Below are 15,376 nucleotides of genomic sequence, written 5' to 3'. Positions count from 1 at the left end.
GATTAACTCCTGTTGTTTATGGGTTTTTGTCACCTGATGGCGACGAGAGTGATAAGTCTGATTGCCGTGCAGCTGGCTGGCAGGCCGCTGCGTTCGGTACCAGACTGATCTCAACCCTGCGGTTAGCAGCCCGCCCCGCAGAGGTTGTATTGGTGGCGACCGGCCGCGTTGCACCATATCCCTGAATCGCAAAACAGGTTTCAGGGATATCGCTGGTGGCGATCATCCAGTCGCGCACGGCGGCCGCACGCGCCAGCGAAAGTTGCTGGTTAGCGCGCGTATCGCCGGTACTGTCGGTATGCCCGGTGACTAACACCATCCAACCGGGCTTCGCTTTAACATCCATCAGGGCATCCACCAGCACTTTGGTCGATCCCGTCTTCAATGTGGATTTTCCCACCTCGAACAGCGACATGCTGTCCAGACGCACCAGACGTGGCGCCTCTTTTACGGCAGGTTTAGCCGGGGGAACGTAGCCGCGAATCTCTGCCATAACCGGCGGATAGAGCTGCTCTCCTGGATAGAGCCCCAGGGCTAAGTGCAGAGGTGCGCCATTACGCTGAAACTTCTCCAGCAGCCGTGCATCGTTCTGTAACTGGTTTAATGCCGGGACTTTTATCGCCGTATTGGTCATGGCAATTGCACGATAACGCGCGACATCACTGGCGATGGCGCGTAGCAGACGATGGTTATTCCACGATGAGCACGCCAGCGCGATCACGCTAAACAGCGTCACCAACGCCAGGGCATACACGGCGGCGCGCTGAGGGGGTGAGTAGCCACGACGCACTGGCAGTTGAGCCAGGAGAAAGTCGGGTAAGCGGCCATGGCGGGAAGCCGCATCGGTGGCCTGCGCCCGCAGCGTGGTGCGTTGCTGCAACCACTGCTGCCACAGGTTACGCGGAACCGCTGCCACCTCGGGCTGCCAGCTCATCGCCATCGCGTGCAGATGCAGTGGCGCACTGGCTTGTTCAGTGCCGCTGAACTGCGGCAGAATCTGCTCACGCAGCCAGGCAATCTGGCTGCTTAACATCACGCCCTGCGCCAGTCGTGTCGCTTTTTCACTGTCATCTGCATTCGCTACCCAGCGGCTAAGTGACGTACCCTGTTGCTGCTCATCCCACACGCGCACGCCCGGTTCTGCGGCCTCCATGCTAAACCACGGCGAAGTCGCGCCCTGTAGCAGACAAGCCAGCATCGCGGGTAGCGCATGGCCACTGTGTTGTGCACAGCGTTGTACCTGAAAACGAAATTCTCGCAGCTGTGCCGCCAGTACCGGATGGTCATGGTGCTGCTCGGGTTGCAGCACCAGCAGCGCGCTCAGTTGTGTGCTCCAGCCGGGACGTATCGCCAGCAGCATCTCGCTGTAGTGCGCCAGTTGATCCGGCTGAGGAATGAGGATGTAGCATCCCTGCGCGGTTTCACGCACCGGTTCGCCAGAAAACAGCGCCTCTGCGCCTTCACCCAGGGTGAGCACCACCGGCAGACGATAGCCTGCATCCGGCAGTGCAGCGACCAGTTGTTCTCCCAAAGGCGCATGACGCAATGCCTGAGCGGCACGACCTGTGCGCCACCAGGCAATGGCCGCGACCAGCCCGGCCGCCACCGCACCTGCCCAGGCCGCACTTCGGCTCACAGGCAGGAAAACCACGCAGATAATCAACGCAGCCAGGCAGCTCATCAGCCATAGCGTGCGTTTCAAGAGGATACTCAACGGCTGCTCCTTAGCCCTGTGATTCCTGTAACCAGTCACTCAATGACTGTTGAAGCTGGTAATGCAGGCCAAACCACACCACGGCAACGATGACCACCGCGCTCGCGGCCCAGAACCATAGCGAACGGCCACGCCACAGTCCGGAAGAACGGCGGCCAACGTGGACGAGGATCGGGGTCTCTTCTGCTACATCAAACGGCGGCACTCGCGCAGCAAGTTCGGCGATCAGCGCCTGACGCTCCTGCTGCGGCTGATTCCGATAGCGCCCCTGGAAGCCGAGCATTAGCACGCGATGGAAGCAGCTCAGCACCAGTGGGTTTGGCGCGGGCTGCGCCAGCACCTGCCGCATACGCTGATAGAGCAGCTCGCCACCTTGCAGCGTATTAAAGAAACGCGCCTGCAGTGGTGTCCGCATCCAAAAGGCATAGCCGTTGTCGTTTAGCGGGCGATTGAGCACCGTCTCATCCAGCAGCACACATTGCGCGTAGGCAATATGGTCGCTGTCTTCGCTGGCAATCCCCTGCCCGGCCAGACGCTGGCGTGTCTGTTCAACCAGTTCAACGCCGCGCTGATAGAGCGCTTCGCCCTCTTCCGCCACATCGCCGTTACGCAGGGCAACCACCAGCAGCCAGCTGTCGCGCAGCAGTTCATCAATAGAGAGTGGTTGTTTCATGAGCGCAGCACCGCATAGAGTTCTAATTTAACGCCCGGCAGCACGCCCGGAACGTAAATGGCACAACTGCCGGCCGTGAGCATCGCGACCGCAGAGGGATGCGCCAGATCCAGCGCAAAGTATTGATTCTCCAGTCGCAGTGGAATCGCTGCTGGCACGTGGCTCAGCGGAATGAGCGGCACGCCGTTCAGTGCGCCATTGATGATGTTGTTCACTTCATCTGGCGTACCGATCTTGCACAGCGGCGGGAACTGGCTCTGCAGCTGATGCGCAGGCAAGTCGGAACGCACGGAGAGGTAGAAATCAGCCTCTTCACGCAGGCGACTATCGGTCAACTGGGCGCGCCACTGATTCTCACGCACCAACTCCAGCTCCACGGCCACCACGCGGGATGGCAGGCTCGCTTCCAGCAGCGTGCTGATCAGGGTAAACAGCGGGGGAAAGACTTCGGCTGGCCTGGCGTGGTCATAACGCGGGATGGCATCCATGTCGTGCTCCAGCGAAAAGGTCAGCATGCTGCCCGCCAGCTTGACCAGTTCGCGATAAACCAGTTCAGGATGGATCATCGGTGAGGCTTCAAAATCCACCAGTACCGGTTCGTAGGTGTTGAGGGCATTCAACAGCCAGAACAGGGAAACATCCGCCACGGCAAAATCAGCCATGCGCTGATTATTCTCGCGGCGCATGCCCATCAAGCGCATGCGTTTGGCACGCAATTGCGCAACGCGCAGACTCAGTTGATCCTGCAATAGCTCACTGCCACCAAACGCCAGCAGTGGCGGGATAAACGAGTTGTCGATCTGCCATCCGTTCTGGCCATCACGCTGCAAGCGCACCAGCGGACAGGTGAAGTATTCGTCATTGTTATCGATGTCAAAACGCAGCGAGAGCGCGTAACGCTCAACGGCAATCGACTCTTGCTCATTGCCGAACACATCCTGCACCGATACCCACTCCTGCTGGTAACGCAGCGGGCGCTCGGAAGCTTGCGTACCGGTCTGGCAGTTGCCGCCATTAGCGTGTTCCAGTGGCAGCGCCAGCAGCACCGTGACCTGATTGCAGTCCGCGGGAATCGCCCGCTGCAGATCCACCGCCGCAGGCAGCGAATCGGCACGATCGCTGTCAATCAGGGTGCCATCCTGCAAACGCACCGCCAGATGTTGTGCATTCAGGCGATTAACGCGCAGCGCCTCCCCATCGAAGCGCGCATTCAGCACGCCCCACGGGTGTGTCAGACTCAACTGTGCAATGCACTGGTTGGTGAGCGCTTCCCAGCGCGCCTGTTGCTGGAACTGATGCGGCGCAAGAAATGCGCCTTCAATCCACAGCGGGCGTGAAACCTTCATTGTTGCTCCCTGACTTACGCTTTCGCCTTCGGCATTTGAGAAACCAGCGACAAGTTGACATCCAATCCTTCAACCTGGAAATGCGGTACTGCGTACAGTTTGACGCGGAAGAAACCGGGGTTATCTTCGATGTCTTCCACCGTCACACGGGCTTCACGCAGCGGATGCGAGGCTTGCAGATCGTCCGAGGGATCGGTCATTTCCGTGACCAGAGTGTTGATCCAGTTATTTAGCTCCAGCTCCAGCATGCGACGATCTTTGGTGGTGCCGATGTTTTCCCGTTGCAGCAACTTGAGATAGTGCGCGATGCGTGACAGCAGGAAAATGTAAGGCAGACGCGCATTGATGCGGCTGTTAGCCGTGGCTTCGTCGGTGTCATACAGCGCCGGTTTCTGTGCCGAGTTTGCTGAGAAGAAGCAGGCGTAATCGCGGTTTTTATAATACGAAAGCGGGATAAAGCCGAGGTTAGCGAACTCAAATTCGCGGGTTTCCGGAATCATCACTTCAGAAGGGATTTTCACCTGATTACCGGTGCCGAGATCGTAAAGGTGAATCGGCAAGTCCGTCACCGCGCCGCCCGCCTGTGGGCCGCGGATCTGTACGCACCAGCCATTGTTCACGAAGCTTTTCACCATGTTGGCGGCAAACGCAAAAGAGGCGTTGCTCCACAGGTAACTGTCGTGATCCGGGCCTTTGACCTCTTCGACGTAGTTGAAACTGCGCACGGGTACGGTATCGGGACCATAAGGCAGGCGCCCTAATACGCGCGGCAGCGTCAGACCGATGTAGCGCGCATCATCGCTGTCGCGGAATGACTTCCACTTGATGTATTCCGCGCGGTCAAAGTAGTTGGCGATATCTTTGATGCCCGCCACTTCTTCCATGGTTTCTTTGCCGAAGAAGGCTGGTCCCACGGAAGCCACAAACGGCATATGCGCCGACGCCGCCACTTTGGAGATGTTACGCAACAGCGCAATATCCTGTGGGCTACGATCAAACTCGTAGTTGGCGATGGTAGAACCAATCGGTTCCCCGCCCGGTGTGTCGTACTCTTGGGTATAGGTGTGGTGATAGAAACCGCTTTGCACGATTTCTGGCGCGTCTTCAAAGTCCAGACGCAAGTCGTCTTTCGAGACATCCAGCACTTCAATCTTCACGTTCTGACGGAAGTCAGTACGGTCCACCAGGAATTTCAAACCGCGCCACGCAGACTCCACTTTCTGGAATTCTGGATGATGCATCACCGCATCCAACTGGCGGCTAATCTGATTATCCAGTTCGCTGATGTGATTATCGAGCAGCGTCTTATCCAGACGCTCGACTTTCTGCGATGACTGCTTGAGCAGATTGAGGAACACGCTGACGGCGGCGGTCACGCGCTCATCGGCAGACGTATCTGCCAACGCATCGTTATCCTGAAATGCATCAATGCCGTTCAACTGGCTGACAGGGGTGAGGTTGATCTTCTCGAAAAGCGACTGATAGACGCCACCATCCAGCGTTTCATGGCCTGGGCTGGCGGTCGCCTGAGTTTCTCGTTGTGACATAGTTAGCTCCTTGCTGATAACGGACGTTTACGCTTTCGGTGCCAGTGCGGCCAGCTCTGCGCGCAGCTCATCACTGAGTGCTTCGTCTTTGAGGATATTTTCCAGCTCGCGGCGGAACGTGGCGTTATCCAACAGGTTTGACTTCAAATCGCGCAGCAGATTGCGCATCGAGAGCAGCGCACGCAATTGAGGAATTTGGCGTGCAACCTGCTCGGGTTCAAAATCAGCCATCTCTTTAAAATCCAGCTTGACTGACGCTTCACTGCCATCAGCCGCCAGCGTATCGGCAACGGTGAGATTCACCTTCGGGTTGTACTCCGCCAGTACCTGGTTGAAGTTGTTTTTGTTAATCGAGATTTTTTCACGTTCTGAAACGGCGCGATCGTCCTGACCGTTGCTGTAATCCCCCACCACCATCAGCTTTAATGGCAATTCCACTTTTTTCTGCGCACCACCGGTGTGCAGATCCAGTTTGATATTGACGCGTGCTGCGGGTACTTCGTCCTGAAAGCTATTAGCCATGTGAATACCTAATTTTGTCTTTTGACCGAGCGCGTCCCTGACGGAATTAAGTCGCCATGTCATTGAAGAAAGAAAAAGTATCCGGCTCTACCGTTAGAGTGAGCAGGTAATGCTATGACCTAGCGGTGATAGCCGAAATCGTTGAGGGGTGAACTTTAACCAGATTGAAGGATGCTGTCTGTGGTCGGAGGAGGACGACCTGTTACAGAATGTGAAAAAAAATAAGTAACAGGTTCTCTTAATTAATTTGTCGTAGCGCCAACGATAACGAGAGATCCATTAGAAACGAAACGGTAAAAACACAAGAAATCATTTTTACACTTAGTAACATTCTAGCCAATTATGGAAAAAACCCTTAAAAATGAGATCATTGTAATATTAGCCGATATATAATCACCAAGTGCAAGCAATTTAATATTAGAATAAACATTAGGATTTATCTGTATTCCATAACAAAAAAGCGTTCTGAAGCACGCATTTAATGGCCCTGAGATTAAGGTTTGCTAATCAAAATTTAACTTATGTTCTGCCGACCTGATAGTTTCTTTAGTTACTAAAAATGATTTCCGTACTTATTTGCGCGTGTGGCTACCTGTAAATAGAGCAATAGTTAAGATTAACTAAAGCGATCATGCTAAGCCAATTTCCAGTCTGATAATGTAAATAAACATGTAACTCCGCTAATTCTCGTCGTCGTGAAGGGAAGAAATGCAAAAAAAAACCCGCCGAAATTAATCGGCAGGCTTTTTTGCAGCAAAAGGAACGGGATTAAGCTTTCATCAAGAACTTACGCAGTTCAGCGAAGTCTGCCGCCATATTATGCGACAGCAATGGCAGCTCAGCGCGCTCTGCCAGCTCTTTTGGCAGCGGCAATTCCTGACCCAGAATCTCGTCCACGCTCTCTTTGAACTTGGCCGGATGCGCGGTGCCGAGGAACAGGCCGAACTCGCCTTCCTGCAAGTTGTCGCGCAGCATGCGATAGGCAATCGCCGCGTGCGGCTCAGAGATATAGCCAATCTCCGCCAGCTCGCGCATGGTGGCTTTGGTGGTCTCATCCGATACCGCGCCAGACACCAGATCGGTCAGGCGCCAGGTTTTACGACGGAACAGCTCTTCCACGCGCGGCCAGTTGTTCGGCTGGCTGACGTCCATGGCGTTAGACAGGGTTGCCACTGTCGCATTCGGCAGCCATTCGCCGTTGCCCAGGAAACGTGGCACGGTGTCGTTGGCGTTGGTGGCAGCGATAAAGCGCTTGATCGGCAAGCCGAGGGATTTCGCCAGCAGGCCTGCGGTCAGGTCACCAAAGTTACCGCTTGGCACGGAGACCACCAATTGATTGCGCTGCTCTTGTGGCAGTTGCGCCACCGCTTCGAAGTAATAGCAAATCTGCGCCAGCAAGCGGCTGATGTTGATGGAGTTAGCCGAGTTCAGGCCAATCGCTTTCTTCAGCGCTTCATCATCAAACGCCTGCTTCACCAGCGCCTGGCAGGCATCGAAATCGCCTTCCACCGCGATGGTTTCAATGTTGCCGCCCAGCGTACAGAACAGCTTTTCCTGCAGCGGGCTGATTTTGCCCTGCGGATAGAGGATAACGACGCGCACGTTTTCCATGCCGTAGAAGGCATGTGCCACGGCAGCGCCGGTGTCACCTGAAGTCGCGGTCAGAATGGTGATCTGCTCATCAGCGCCTGACACATAAGAGAGCATCTGCGCCATGAAACGGCCGCCGAAGTCTTTGAATGCCAGCGTGGGGCCGTGGAACAGTTCGAGGCACGCCACATCTGCACTGACTTTCGCCACCGGCGCGGGGAAGGCAAAGGCGTTTTTCACGCGCTCAGCCAGCTGGTGCGCGGCAATCTCATCGCCAATATAAGCTGAGAGAATTTTGCTGCTGCGGCTGACGAAATCCATCTCCAGCATCGCATCGATGTCGGTCAGTTCGAATTCGGGCAGTTCGAGCGGGAAGAACAGCCCTTGCTGCGAGCCGAGGCCCTGTTTAACGGCCTGAGCAAAACTAACCTGCTCGTTGTGATCCTTAAGGTTGTAGAGTTTCATGCGTTATCCCAAGTTACGTGCGCCAGCCGTATCAAGACGGCAGATATGGACGAAGCCTTCATCGTTCTGCAGATAGTGCTGGCTCAGCCAGTCTGCCATCCGCTGTGCCGTTGCCATCTCGTTGCAAACGGCGAAAAGTGTCGGACCGGAGCCCGAAATACCACAGGCCAACGCGCCGATGTCGGCAGCCGCCTGGCGCGCCTCAGCGAAGCCCGGCAGCAGTTTGGTGCGGTAAGGTTCTGCAATCACATCCTGCATCAGTTTAGCCGCCAGCAGCGGCTGGCGGGTATGACAGGCGTGAATAAAGCCCGCTAACAGACGGCCATGCTTGATGGCATCTTCTTTGCGGTACTGCGCAGGCAGAATCGCGCGTGCTTCAGCGGTTGAGACTTTAATGCCTGGATAGGCCATCACCCACAGCCAGTCATCAAAGCACGGTACATCCTGTGAGATGATACCGTTTTCTTCAATCATCAGCTGTACACCGCCGAGGAAGCAAGGCGCGACGTTATCAAAGTGCACGCTGCCGGAAATACGCCCTTCCAGCTCGCCCATCAAGGCCAGCAGCTCGGTATCGTTCAATGGCTTGCCGCAGAACTCGTTCATCGCCATTAAACCCGCGACCACCGAGCAGGCGCTGGAACCCAGACCGGAACCGATCGGCATATTCTTTTCCAGTGTCATCGCGACAGGCACTTCTTTACCAATCGCCTGGCAGAAACGTTCCCAGCACTGATAAACGATGTTCTCTTGCGGATTGGTTGGCAGCTTGCTGACAAAGCGCCCGGTGTTCACCAGGCTGAAGCTGTCGGCCGCTTCTACCGATACGCAGTCACCCAACAGGGTGCCATCCACCGGCGAAACCGCCGCGCCCAGCACATCAAAGCCGACGCTGACGTTACCTATTGAGGCCGGTGCATAAATTTTTACCATCATCAAACTCCCAACTTCCACGACAGTGTACGCAGCAAGTCGGCAAATACGCCGGCCGCTGTGACATCATTCCCCGCGCCGTATCCACGCAGAACCAGCGGGATCGGCTGATAATAGCGGCTGTAAAACGCCAGCGCGTTCTCGCCGTTCTTCACTTTGTACAGCGGATCGTTACCGTCCACCGCATCGATTTTCACTTTGCAGACGCCGCCTTCTTCAATGGCCCCGACGAAGCGTAACACTTTACCTTCATCACGCGCTTTGGCAACGCGGGCGGCAAAAGCATCATCCAGTTCCGGCAGGCGGGCCATAAACTGCTCAACGTCAGCGATGTCGGTGAGTTCAGCTGGCAGCAGCGGCTCAATCTCGATATCGCTCAGCTCCAGTTGATGACCCGCTTCACGCGCCAGAATCAGTAGTTTACGCGCCACATCGGTACCGGAGAGGTCGTCACGCGGATCCGGTTCGGTAAAGCCCATCTCACGGGCTGTTTTGGTGGCTTCTGATAACGATACGCCTTCATCCAGTTTACCGAAGATAAAGGAGAGCGAACCGGAGAGGATACCGGAGAATTTGATCAGCTCGTCACCGGCATTCAACAGATTTTGCAGGTTTTCGATCACCGGCAGACCAGCACCGACGTTGGTGTCGTACAGGAACTTACGACGCGATTTCGCCGCGGCCGCACGCATCTGCTGATAGTAATTCCACGACGAGGTATTGGCCTTTTTGTTCGGCGTCACCACATGGAAACCTTCAGCAAGGAAGTCAGCATATTGATCGGCCACCGCCTGGCTGGAAGTACAGTCCACAATCACCGGGTTCAGCAGGTGATACTCCTTTACCAGACGCATCAGACGACCGAGATTGAACGGCTCTTTGGCTTCGCTCAGCGCGCCTTTCCAGTCGCTGAGATCGATGCCGTGCACATTGGTTAACAGAGCGCGAGAATTGGCGACACCGCACACGCGCAGATCGATATGTTTCTCTTTCAACCACGCCTGCTGACGATGCAACTGCTCCAGCAACGCCGCACCGACACCGCCCACGCCCACCACAAATACTTCGATGACCTGGTCGGTAGCGAACAGCATCTGATGCACCACGCGCACGCCAGTGGTCACTTCATCATTGCTCACCACCACCGAGATGGAACGCTCGGAAGAGCCCTGGGCAATCGCCACGATATTGATGTTGGCACGCGCCAGCGCCGAGAAGAATTTGGCGGAGATGCCGCGCAAGGTGCGCATGCCATCGCCGACCACGGAAATCACCGCCAACTGCTCCAGCACATCGAGTGGATCCAGCAGGCCATCTTTCAGCTCCAGATAGAACTCTTCTTCCAATACGCGGCGCGCACGCGCCTGCTCGCTCTGCGGTACGCAGAAGCTGATGCTGTATTCAGAAGAGGATTGGGTGATCAGCACCACCGAGATACCGGTGCGCGACATCGCGGCAAACACACGCGCCGCCATGCCGACCATGCCTTTCATACCAGGACCGGAGACGTTAAACATCGCCATATTATTCAGGTTGGTGATGCCTTTCACCGGGTTCTCATCCAGCTCGCCTTCCCCACCGATTAAGGTGCCGGGTGCTTGCGGGTTGGCGGTGTTTTTGATCAGGCAAGGAATCTGGAACTGGGCAATCGGAGCAATGGTGCGAGGATGAAGGACTTTCGCGCCGAAGTAAGACAGTTCCATCGCTTCCTGGTAGGACATCGACTTCAGCAGTCGCGCATCCGGCACCTGGCGTGGATCGCAAGTGTAAACACCGTCTACGTCAGTCCAGATCTCGCAGCAGTCCGCACGCAAGCAGGCAGCCAGCACCGCCGCCGAGTAGTCAGAGCCATTACGGCCCAGCACCACCAGTTCGCCCTTCTCGTTACCGGCGGTGAATCCCGCCATCAGGATCATGTGATCGGCTGGGATCTGGCTGGCCGCGATGCGACGGGTTGACTCGGCGATATCCACGGTGGATTCGAGGTAGTGACCAACGGCCAGCAGTTTCTCCACCGGGTCGATCACCGTGACTTTGTGGCCGCGCGCCTGCAGCAGCGCTTCCATGATGGCGATAGAGAGCTTCTCACCACGACAGATAATGCCGGCATTCACCGCATCCGGGCACTGGCCCAGCAGGCTGATGCCATGCAGCACCTGTTTCAGCTGGGCAAATTCCAGCTCAATGCGGGTTTTCAGGCCATCGTAATCGAAGCCCGGCTGAGTCTCCGCCAGGCCCTGCAGCAGGTCGGCAAAAATCCGTTCGGCATCGCTGATATTCGTCAGTGCGTCCTGGCCGCTAATGGTTTTCTCAATCATCGCCACCAGATGATTGGTGATTTTCGCTGGCGCAGAGAGCACGGTGGCAACCTGTCCCTGTTGCGCGTTGCTTTCCAGAATATCTGCCACGCGGAGAAAACGTTCCGCATTGGCTACTGAGGTTCCGCCGAATTTCAGCACTCGCATGATTGAAGCTCTCCTGAATTTTTGCCGAAAAAAAAGCCCGCACTGTTTAGGTGCGGGCTTTTTTCTTTGTTTTTCCTGTATGCGTCAGCCCGCACCGTTACCTGTGGTAATGGTGGTGGTAATAATAATTGTGGTGTTCAGGCTGTGATTACGCATTGAGATTTTTTCTGTCTGTCTTTGTCTTGTCCGTCTGCCTTCCAGAAGTAAAGCAAAGCGCACGTTAAGTCAACGAATTTGTCTTAGCCGCCATTTTAAGGCGACTGCGCAGAGTTCGGTGTCTGCGCGTAAAACATATTAGGATCGTTCGACTGAACGCCCTGTTTCCCGATCAGTCACTATTAAAAACGATATTCACCGATTATTTATCTATAAGTTTTTTTTCTACATCATGTAGCAGACGATGCAGCATGGCGCTATCGCGCTGTTCCAGTAGGCCAATGCGCTGATCGATCCAGTCCGCCATTTTGGCATCGTCGCTCACTTCCAGTTTCACCAGCAGCTGATGGAAACGTTCGCGTAGCGCCTGCAGCTGATGTTCGTTCGCCACCTCTTTCACTTCTGCCGCGACCTGATTCAGCGCCGACAGCTGATAGCAGTACACCATCACCGCCTGTCCGAGGTTGAGTGAAGGGTAATCATTGGCCATTGGAATGCCGGTCAGCAGATCGACCTGATCCAGCTCTTCATTGGTTAAGCCACTGTCCTCACGACCAAATACCAGCGCGATTCGGCTCAGCCACTGGCGCTTCTCCTGCAGAATGGTTTCGACTTGCGCCGGCGTGGCGTAGTAGCGGAACTTCGCACGACTGCGGGCGGTGGTGGCGACCGAGAAATCGACATCGGCCAGCGCCTCACTCAGCGTGGCGTAGGTTTTAACATTATCGAGAATCTCACCGGCACCGTGCGCAACACGACGCGCAGCCGGGTCTTGCCAGGCATCGCTGGCGACAATACGCAGTTCGCTAAAACCCATGGTTTTCATGGCACGAGCGGCCGCGCCGATATTTTCCGGACGGGCGGGTGAGACAAGGATTAGGGGGAAATGCATGATTTTTCCATCGAACTGTTAACAACTCGCCCTATGTTGGCATGCAGTGGCAAAAATACCAACCGCACGGACAAGAGAAAATAAGATGTTAAGGATGTTAAAAGAGGATAAAAGCGATGGGGAGAAGATATTGTGGGATATAACTAAAATTTCCACGCTTAATTAATATAAATCTATTGTTTTTCATATTATTAAAATATTATTTCCTGCAGGTTTTAGTTTTACCGTTATGCAGCCAAAATGTAGCAAAAATGCTGCTTTTTGTGAGCTAAGCTGGCATTCCTGGAGAAGTTTTTCATAAAAGTGTTAACGTGCTACACTTGCATTTGATATAAGTCAACGAAGCGTTGTTTTTATGCTTATCGGTTGTTGTTGGTGCTGTTAGGTTGCTGTTAATACGGTTAGGATAAGCGCCAGTCCGATACCCACGGGGCACGCAAATATTCATCCTGACTGGCTGAGCTAACACTGAAGTTGACATAGATGGATGGTGTATTCCGAAGATTATTTCGTACACCGGTTGCGTAAGGCACGCTGTTTTGATGAACAGTAAACGCAGCCATCGTACGCCCTGTTTTCGATTTGTTGGCAAATTTTAGGTAGCGAAACATGCAGACCCCGCACATTCTTATCGTTGAAGACGAACTGGTCACGCGTAACACCCTCAAAAGTATTTTTGAGGCGGAAGGTTACGTGGTCTATGAAGCCACCGACGGCGCCGAGATGCATCAGGTTTTGACGGAAAATGACGTCAATCTGGTGATCATGGATATCAACCTGCCAGGCAAAAACGGTTTGCTGCTGGCACGCGAATTGCGTGAACAAGCAAACGTTGCGCTGATGTTCCTGACAGGTCGTGATAACGAAGTAGATAAAATCCTCGGCCTGGAGATTGGCGCCGATGATTACATCACTAAACCGTTTAACCCACGTGAGCTGACGATTCGTGCACGCAACCTGTTATCGCGCACCATGAATCTGGCGATGCCAAGTGAAGAACGTCGCGCGGTTGAAAGCTATCGCTTTAACGGCTGGGAGCTGGATATTAACAGCCGCTCGCTGATCAGCCCGAACGGTGAACAGTATAAGCTGCCACGCAGTGAGTTCCGCGCGATGCTGCACTTCTGCGAAAACCCGGGCAAGATTCAAACCCGTGGCGATCTGCTGAAGAAGATGACGGGTCGTGAGCTGAAGCCGCATGACCGCACCGTGGATGTCACCATCCGCCGCATTCGTAAGCATTTCGAATCCACCCCGGATACGCCAGAAATCATCGCCACCATTCATGGCGAAGGGTATCGCTTCTGTGGTGAATTGCAGGATTAAGTTTGCTGCAGTAAAAGAAAAACGCCCATCAGGGCGTTTTTTTATGCCTCAATGCCACGGCATGATTGGCACCGCGCTCAGCGCATTCTTCGGCGAACCGTCCACCACTTTATCTGAGTAGCTCAGGTAAACCAGCGCATGACGTTTTTGATCATAGAAGCGCACCACCTGCAGCTTCTTAAATACCAATGAAGTGCGCTTTTGGAAGACCACTTCTCCTTGCGACTTGCCTTGTGCGATTTTATCGCTAAGCTCTACAGGCCCAACCTGCTGGCAGGAGATGGCTGCGTCGGAAGTATCTTCCGCCAGACCTAATCCGCCCTTTATCCCACCGGTTTTCGCCCGGCTGATATAACAGGTTACATTTTTTACGTCGGGGTCGTCGAAGGCTTCCACCACGATCTTATGGTCGGGGCCAAACATCTTGAACACCGTGTCTACCGAGCCAACTTCCTCGGCCTGGACACCCGCGCTGAACACACCCGTTACCAGCGTGATTATAAGAAAGCGAGCTATTGTCATTGAGTTACCATTGCCAATCGAATAGATGAGACTGTAATGTACTGTCAATTGAACCCGGAACCAAACCTAAACGGGTTGTAGCCCGCATTGATTTAGCACAGCCGATTGACAAACCGCCCCCACGCTTTTGTGCATTTCGTGCTATTATTCGACGACTTCATAGTTGCGCCACCAGAGAGTTATGAGGATGTTTTATGGACCAAGCCGGTATCATTCGCGATTTGCTTGTCTGGCTGGAGAGCCATCTGGATCAACCCCTTTCATTAGATAATGTTGCGTTGAAAGCGGGCTATTCCAAGTGGCACCTGCAGCGTATGTTCAAGGAAGTGACGAGCCACGCCATCGGCGCTTACATCCGCGCGCGTCGCCTGTCGAAAGCCGCTGTGGCCTTGCGCCTGACCAGCCGCCCGATCCTCGACATCGCTTTACAATACCGCTTCGATTCACAGCAGACTTTTACCCGTGCGTTTAAAAAGCAGTTTAATCAAACGCCCGCCTGGTATCGTCGCTCATCGGAATGGAACTCCTTCGGCATTCGTCCGCCGATTCGTCTCGACGATCACCACATGCCAGAGGCCACGTTTGTCACGCTGCCGGAAACGGTGCTGGTCGGGCAAACGCAGAGTTACACCTGTACGCTGGAGCAAATTTCCAGCTACCGTGACGAAATGCGTATCCACTTCTGGAAGCAGTTCCTGCTGGAAACCGATACCGTGCCGCCGGTGTTGTACGGTCTGCATCAGGTACGTGCCAGCCATGAAAAGGATGATGAGCAGGAGATTCTCTACACCACTGCGGTGCCTGCCGATCAACAGGCACTGAGCATGCAGTCGAATCAGAATGTGATTCTCGAAGCCGGGGATTACGTGCAGTTCACCTATAACGGCGCCCGTAGCGCGCTGGGTGAGTTTATCCTGCTGCTGTACGGCACCTGCATGCCAACGCTGGGTCTGGTGCGTCGTCAGGGCCAGGATATTGAGCGCTTCTTTACCCACGGTGGTAAGAAACGCAGCGAGCCGCCAACGGAAATCCGTTGCGAATACCTGATTCCCATTCGCCCTCAGCAGAATCGCTGATATGAAAATGCCGTCATGATGACGTAATGCCGATCAGTTAAGACAAAAATGATCGGTTGAACGATCCGGCAGTTCTGCAAGAATCCGTAATCTCTCAGGGATTACGGATTTTTTTATGCTTCTCAGTCAGGCTCTCGATATCGTTCATA

Annotated in this window: 13 protein-coding genes and 1 other annotated feature; of the genes, 2 read left to right on the top strand and 11 right to left on the bottom strand. The window is 54.6% G+C overall.

Annotated features, from left to right (window positions below; translation table 11 throughout):
* Positions 1-16: 16 nt before the first annotated feature.
* The 10 genes from F3J37_RS14280 to F3J37_RS14235 all read right to left on the bottom strand — a co-directional run bounded on the left by F3J37_RS14280 (position 17) and on the right by F3J37_RS14235 (position 12,303).
* Positions 17-1,714: an OmpA family protein gene (locus F3J37_RS14280; RefSeq protein WP_166933991.1), complete on the bottom strand. Its 1,698-nt coding sequence runs from the start codon at positions 1,712-1,714 to the stop codon at positions 17-19.
* A 10-nt stretch (positions 1,715-1,724) separates the two neighbouring features.
* Positions 1,725-2,387 (bottom strand): type VI secretion system protein TssL, short form, encoded by a 663-nt coding sequence (gene tssL / locus F3J37_RS14275; protein WP_166933990.1) that lies wholly within the window; start codon positions 2,385-2,387, stop codon positions 1,725-1,727.
* Positions 2,384-3,733, bottom strand: coding sequence for a type VI secretion system baseplate subunit TssK (gene tssK, locus F3J37_RS14270; protein ID WP_166933988.1), 1,350 nt, complete (start codon positions 3,731-3,733; stop codon positions 2,384-2,386). The genes tssL and tssK overlap by 4 nt, the downstream gene beginning before the upstream one ends.
* Positions 3,734-3,747: 14 nt before the next feature.
* Entirely contained in the window at positions 3,748-5,280 is a 1,533-nt protein-coding gene (tssC, locus tag F3J37_RS14265) for a type VI secretion system contractile sheath large subunit (RefSeq protein WP_166933986.1), read from the bottom strand.
* 27 nt (positions 5,281-5,307) lie between these two features.
* Entirely contained in the window at positions 5,308-5,802 is a 495-nt protein-coding gene (gene tssB, locus F3J37_RS14260) for a type VI secretion system contractile sheath small subunit (protein WP_034826176.1), read from the bottom strand.
* Between the two features lie 768 nt (positions 5,803-6,570).
* Complete coding sequence (gene thrC / locus F3J37_RS14255) at positions 6,571-7,857, bottom strand: threonine synthase (RefSeq protein ID WP_034826178.1); 1,287 nt, start codon at positions 7,855-7,857, stop codon at positions 6,571-6,573.
* Positions 7,858-7,860: 3 nt separating this feature from the next.
* Positions 7,861-8,790 (bottom strand): homoserine kinase, encoded by a 930-nt coding sequence (gene thrB, locus F3J37_RS14250; RefSeq protein ID WP_034827133.1) that lies wholly within the window; start codon positions 8,788-8,790, stop codon positions 7,861-7,863.
* 2 nt (positions 8,791-8,792) lie between these two features.
* Positions 8,793-11,255, bottom strand: a complete 2,463-nt coding sequence (thrA, locus tag F3J37_RS14245; RefSeq protein WP_166933984.1) for a bifunctional aspartate kinase/homoserine dehydrogenase I — start codon at positions 11,253-11,255, stop codon at positions 8,793-8,795.
* 26 nt (positions 11,256-11,281) lie between these two features.
* Positions 11,282-11,404, bottom strand: a sequence feature (Thr leader region).
* Positions 11,340-11,411, bottom strand: a complete 72-nt coding sequence (gene thrL / locus F3J37_RS28015) for a thr operon leader peptide (protein WP_128601299.1) — start codon at positions 11,409-11,411, stop codon at positions 11,340-11,342. (Overlaps the previous feature by 65 nt.)
* Positions 11,412-11,613: 202 nt before the next feature.
* The gene (locus F3J37_RS14235; RefSeq protein ID WP_038649173.1) at positions 11,614-12,303 is read right to left on the bottom strand and encodes a tRNA/rRNA methyltransferase; all 690 of its coding nucleotides are present in this window, start codon (positions 12,301-12,303) and stop codon (positions 11,614-11,616) included.
* 609 nt (positions 12,304-12,912) lie between these two features.
* Here F3J37_RS14235 and arcA point away from each other — a divergent pair.
* Entirely contained in the window at positions 12,913-13,629 is a 717-nt protein-coding gene (gene arcA, locus F3J37_RS14230) for a two-component system response regulator ArcA (RefSeq protein ID WP_034826183.1), read from the top strand.
* A gap of 48 nt (positions 13,630-13,677) precedes the next feature.
* On the opposite strand, the gene creA is transcribed toward arcA, so the two are convergent.
* The gene (gene creA, locus F3J37_RS14225; RefSeq protein ID WP_166933982.1) at positions 13,678-14,151 is read right to left on the bottom strand and encodes a protein CreA; all 474 of its coding nucleotides are present in this window, start codon (positions 14,149-14,151) and stop codon (positions 13,678-13,680) included.
* 194 nt (positions 14,152-14,345) lie between these two features.
* Between creA and robA the strand changes: the two genes are divergently transcribed.
* A complete protein-coding gene (robA, locus tag F3J37_RS14220; RefSeq protein WP_034826193.1) occupies positions 14,346-15,227 on the top strand; it encodes an MDR efflux pump AcrAB transcriptional activator RobA in 882 nt (293 codons plus the stop codon).
* Positions 15,228-15,376 lie beyond the last annotated feature (149 nt).

Source organism: Candidatus Pantoea communis (assembly GCF_011752685.1).
Classification (GTDB): Bacteria; Pseudomonadota; Gammaproteobacteria; order Enterobacterales; family Enterobacteriaceae; genus Pantoea; species Pantoea communis.
This window is presented reverse-complemented; position numbering and strand designations above follow the sequence as displayed.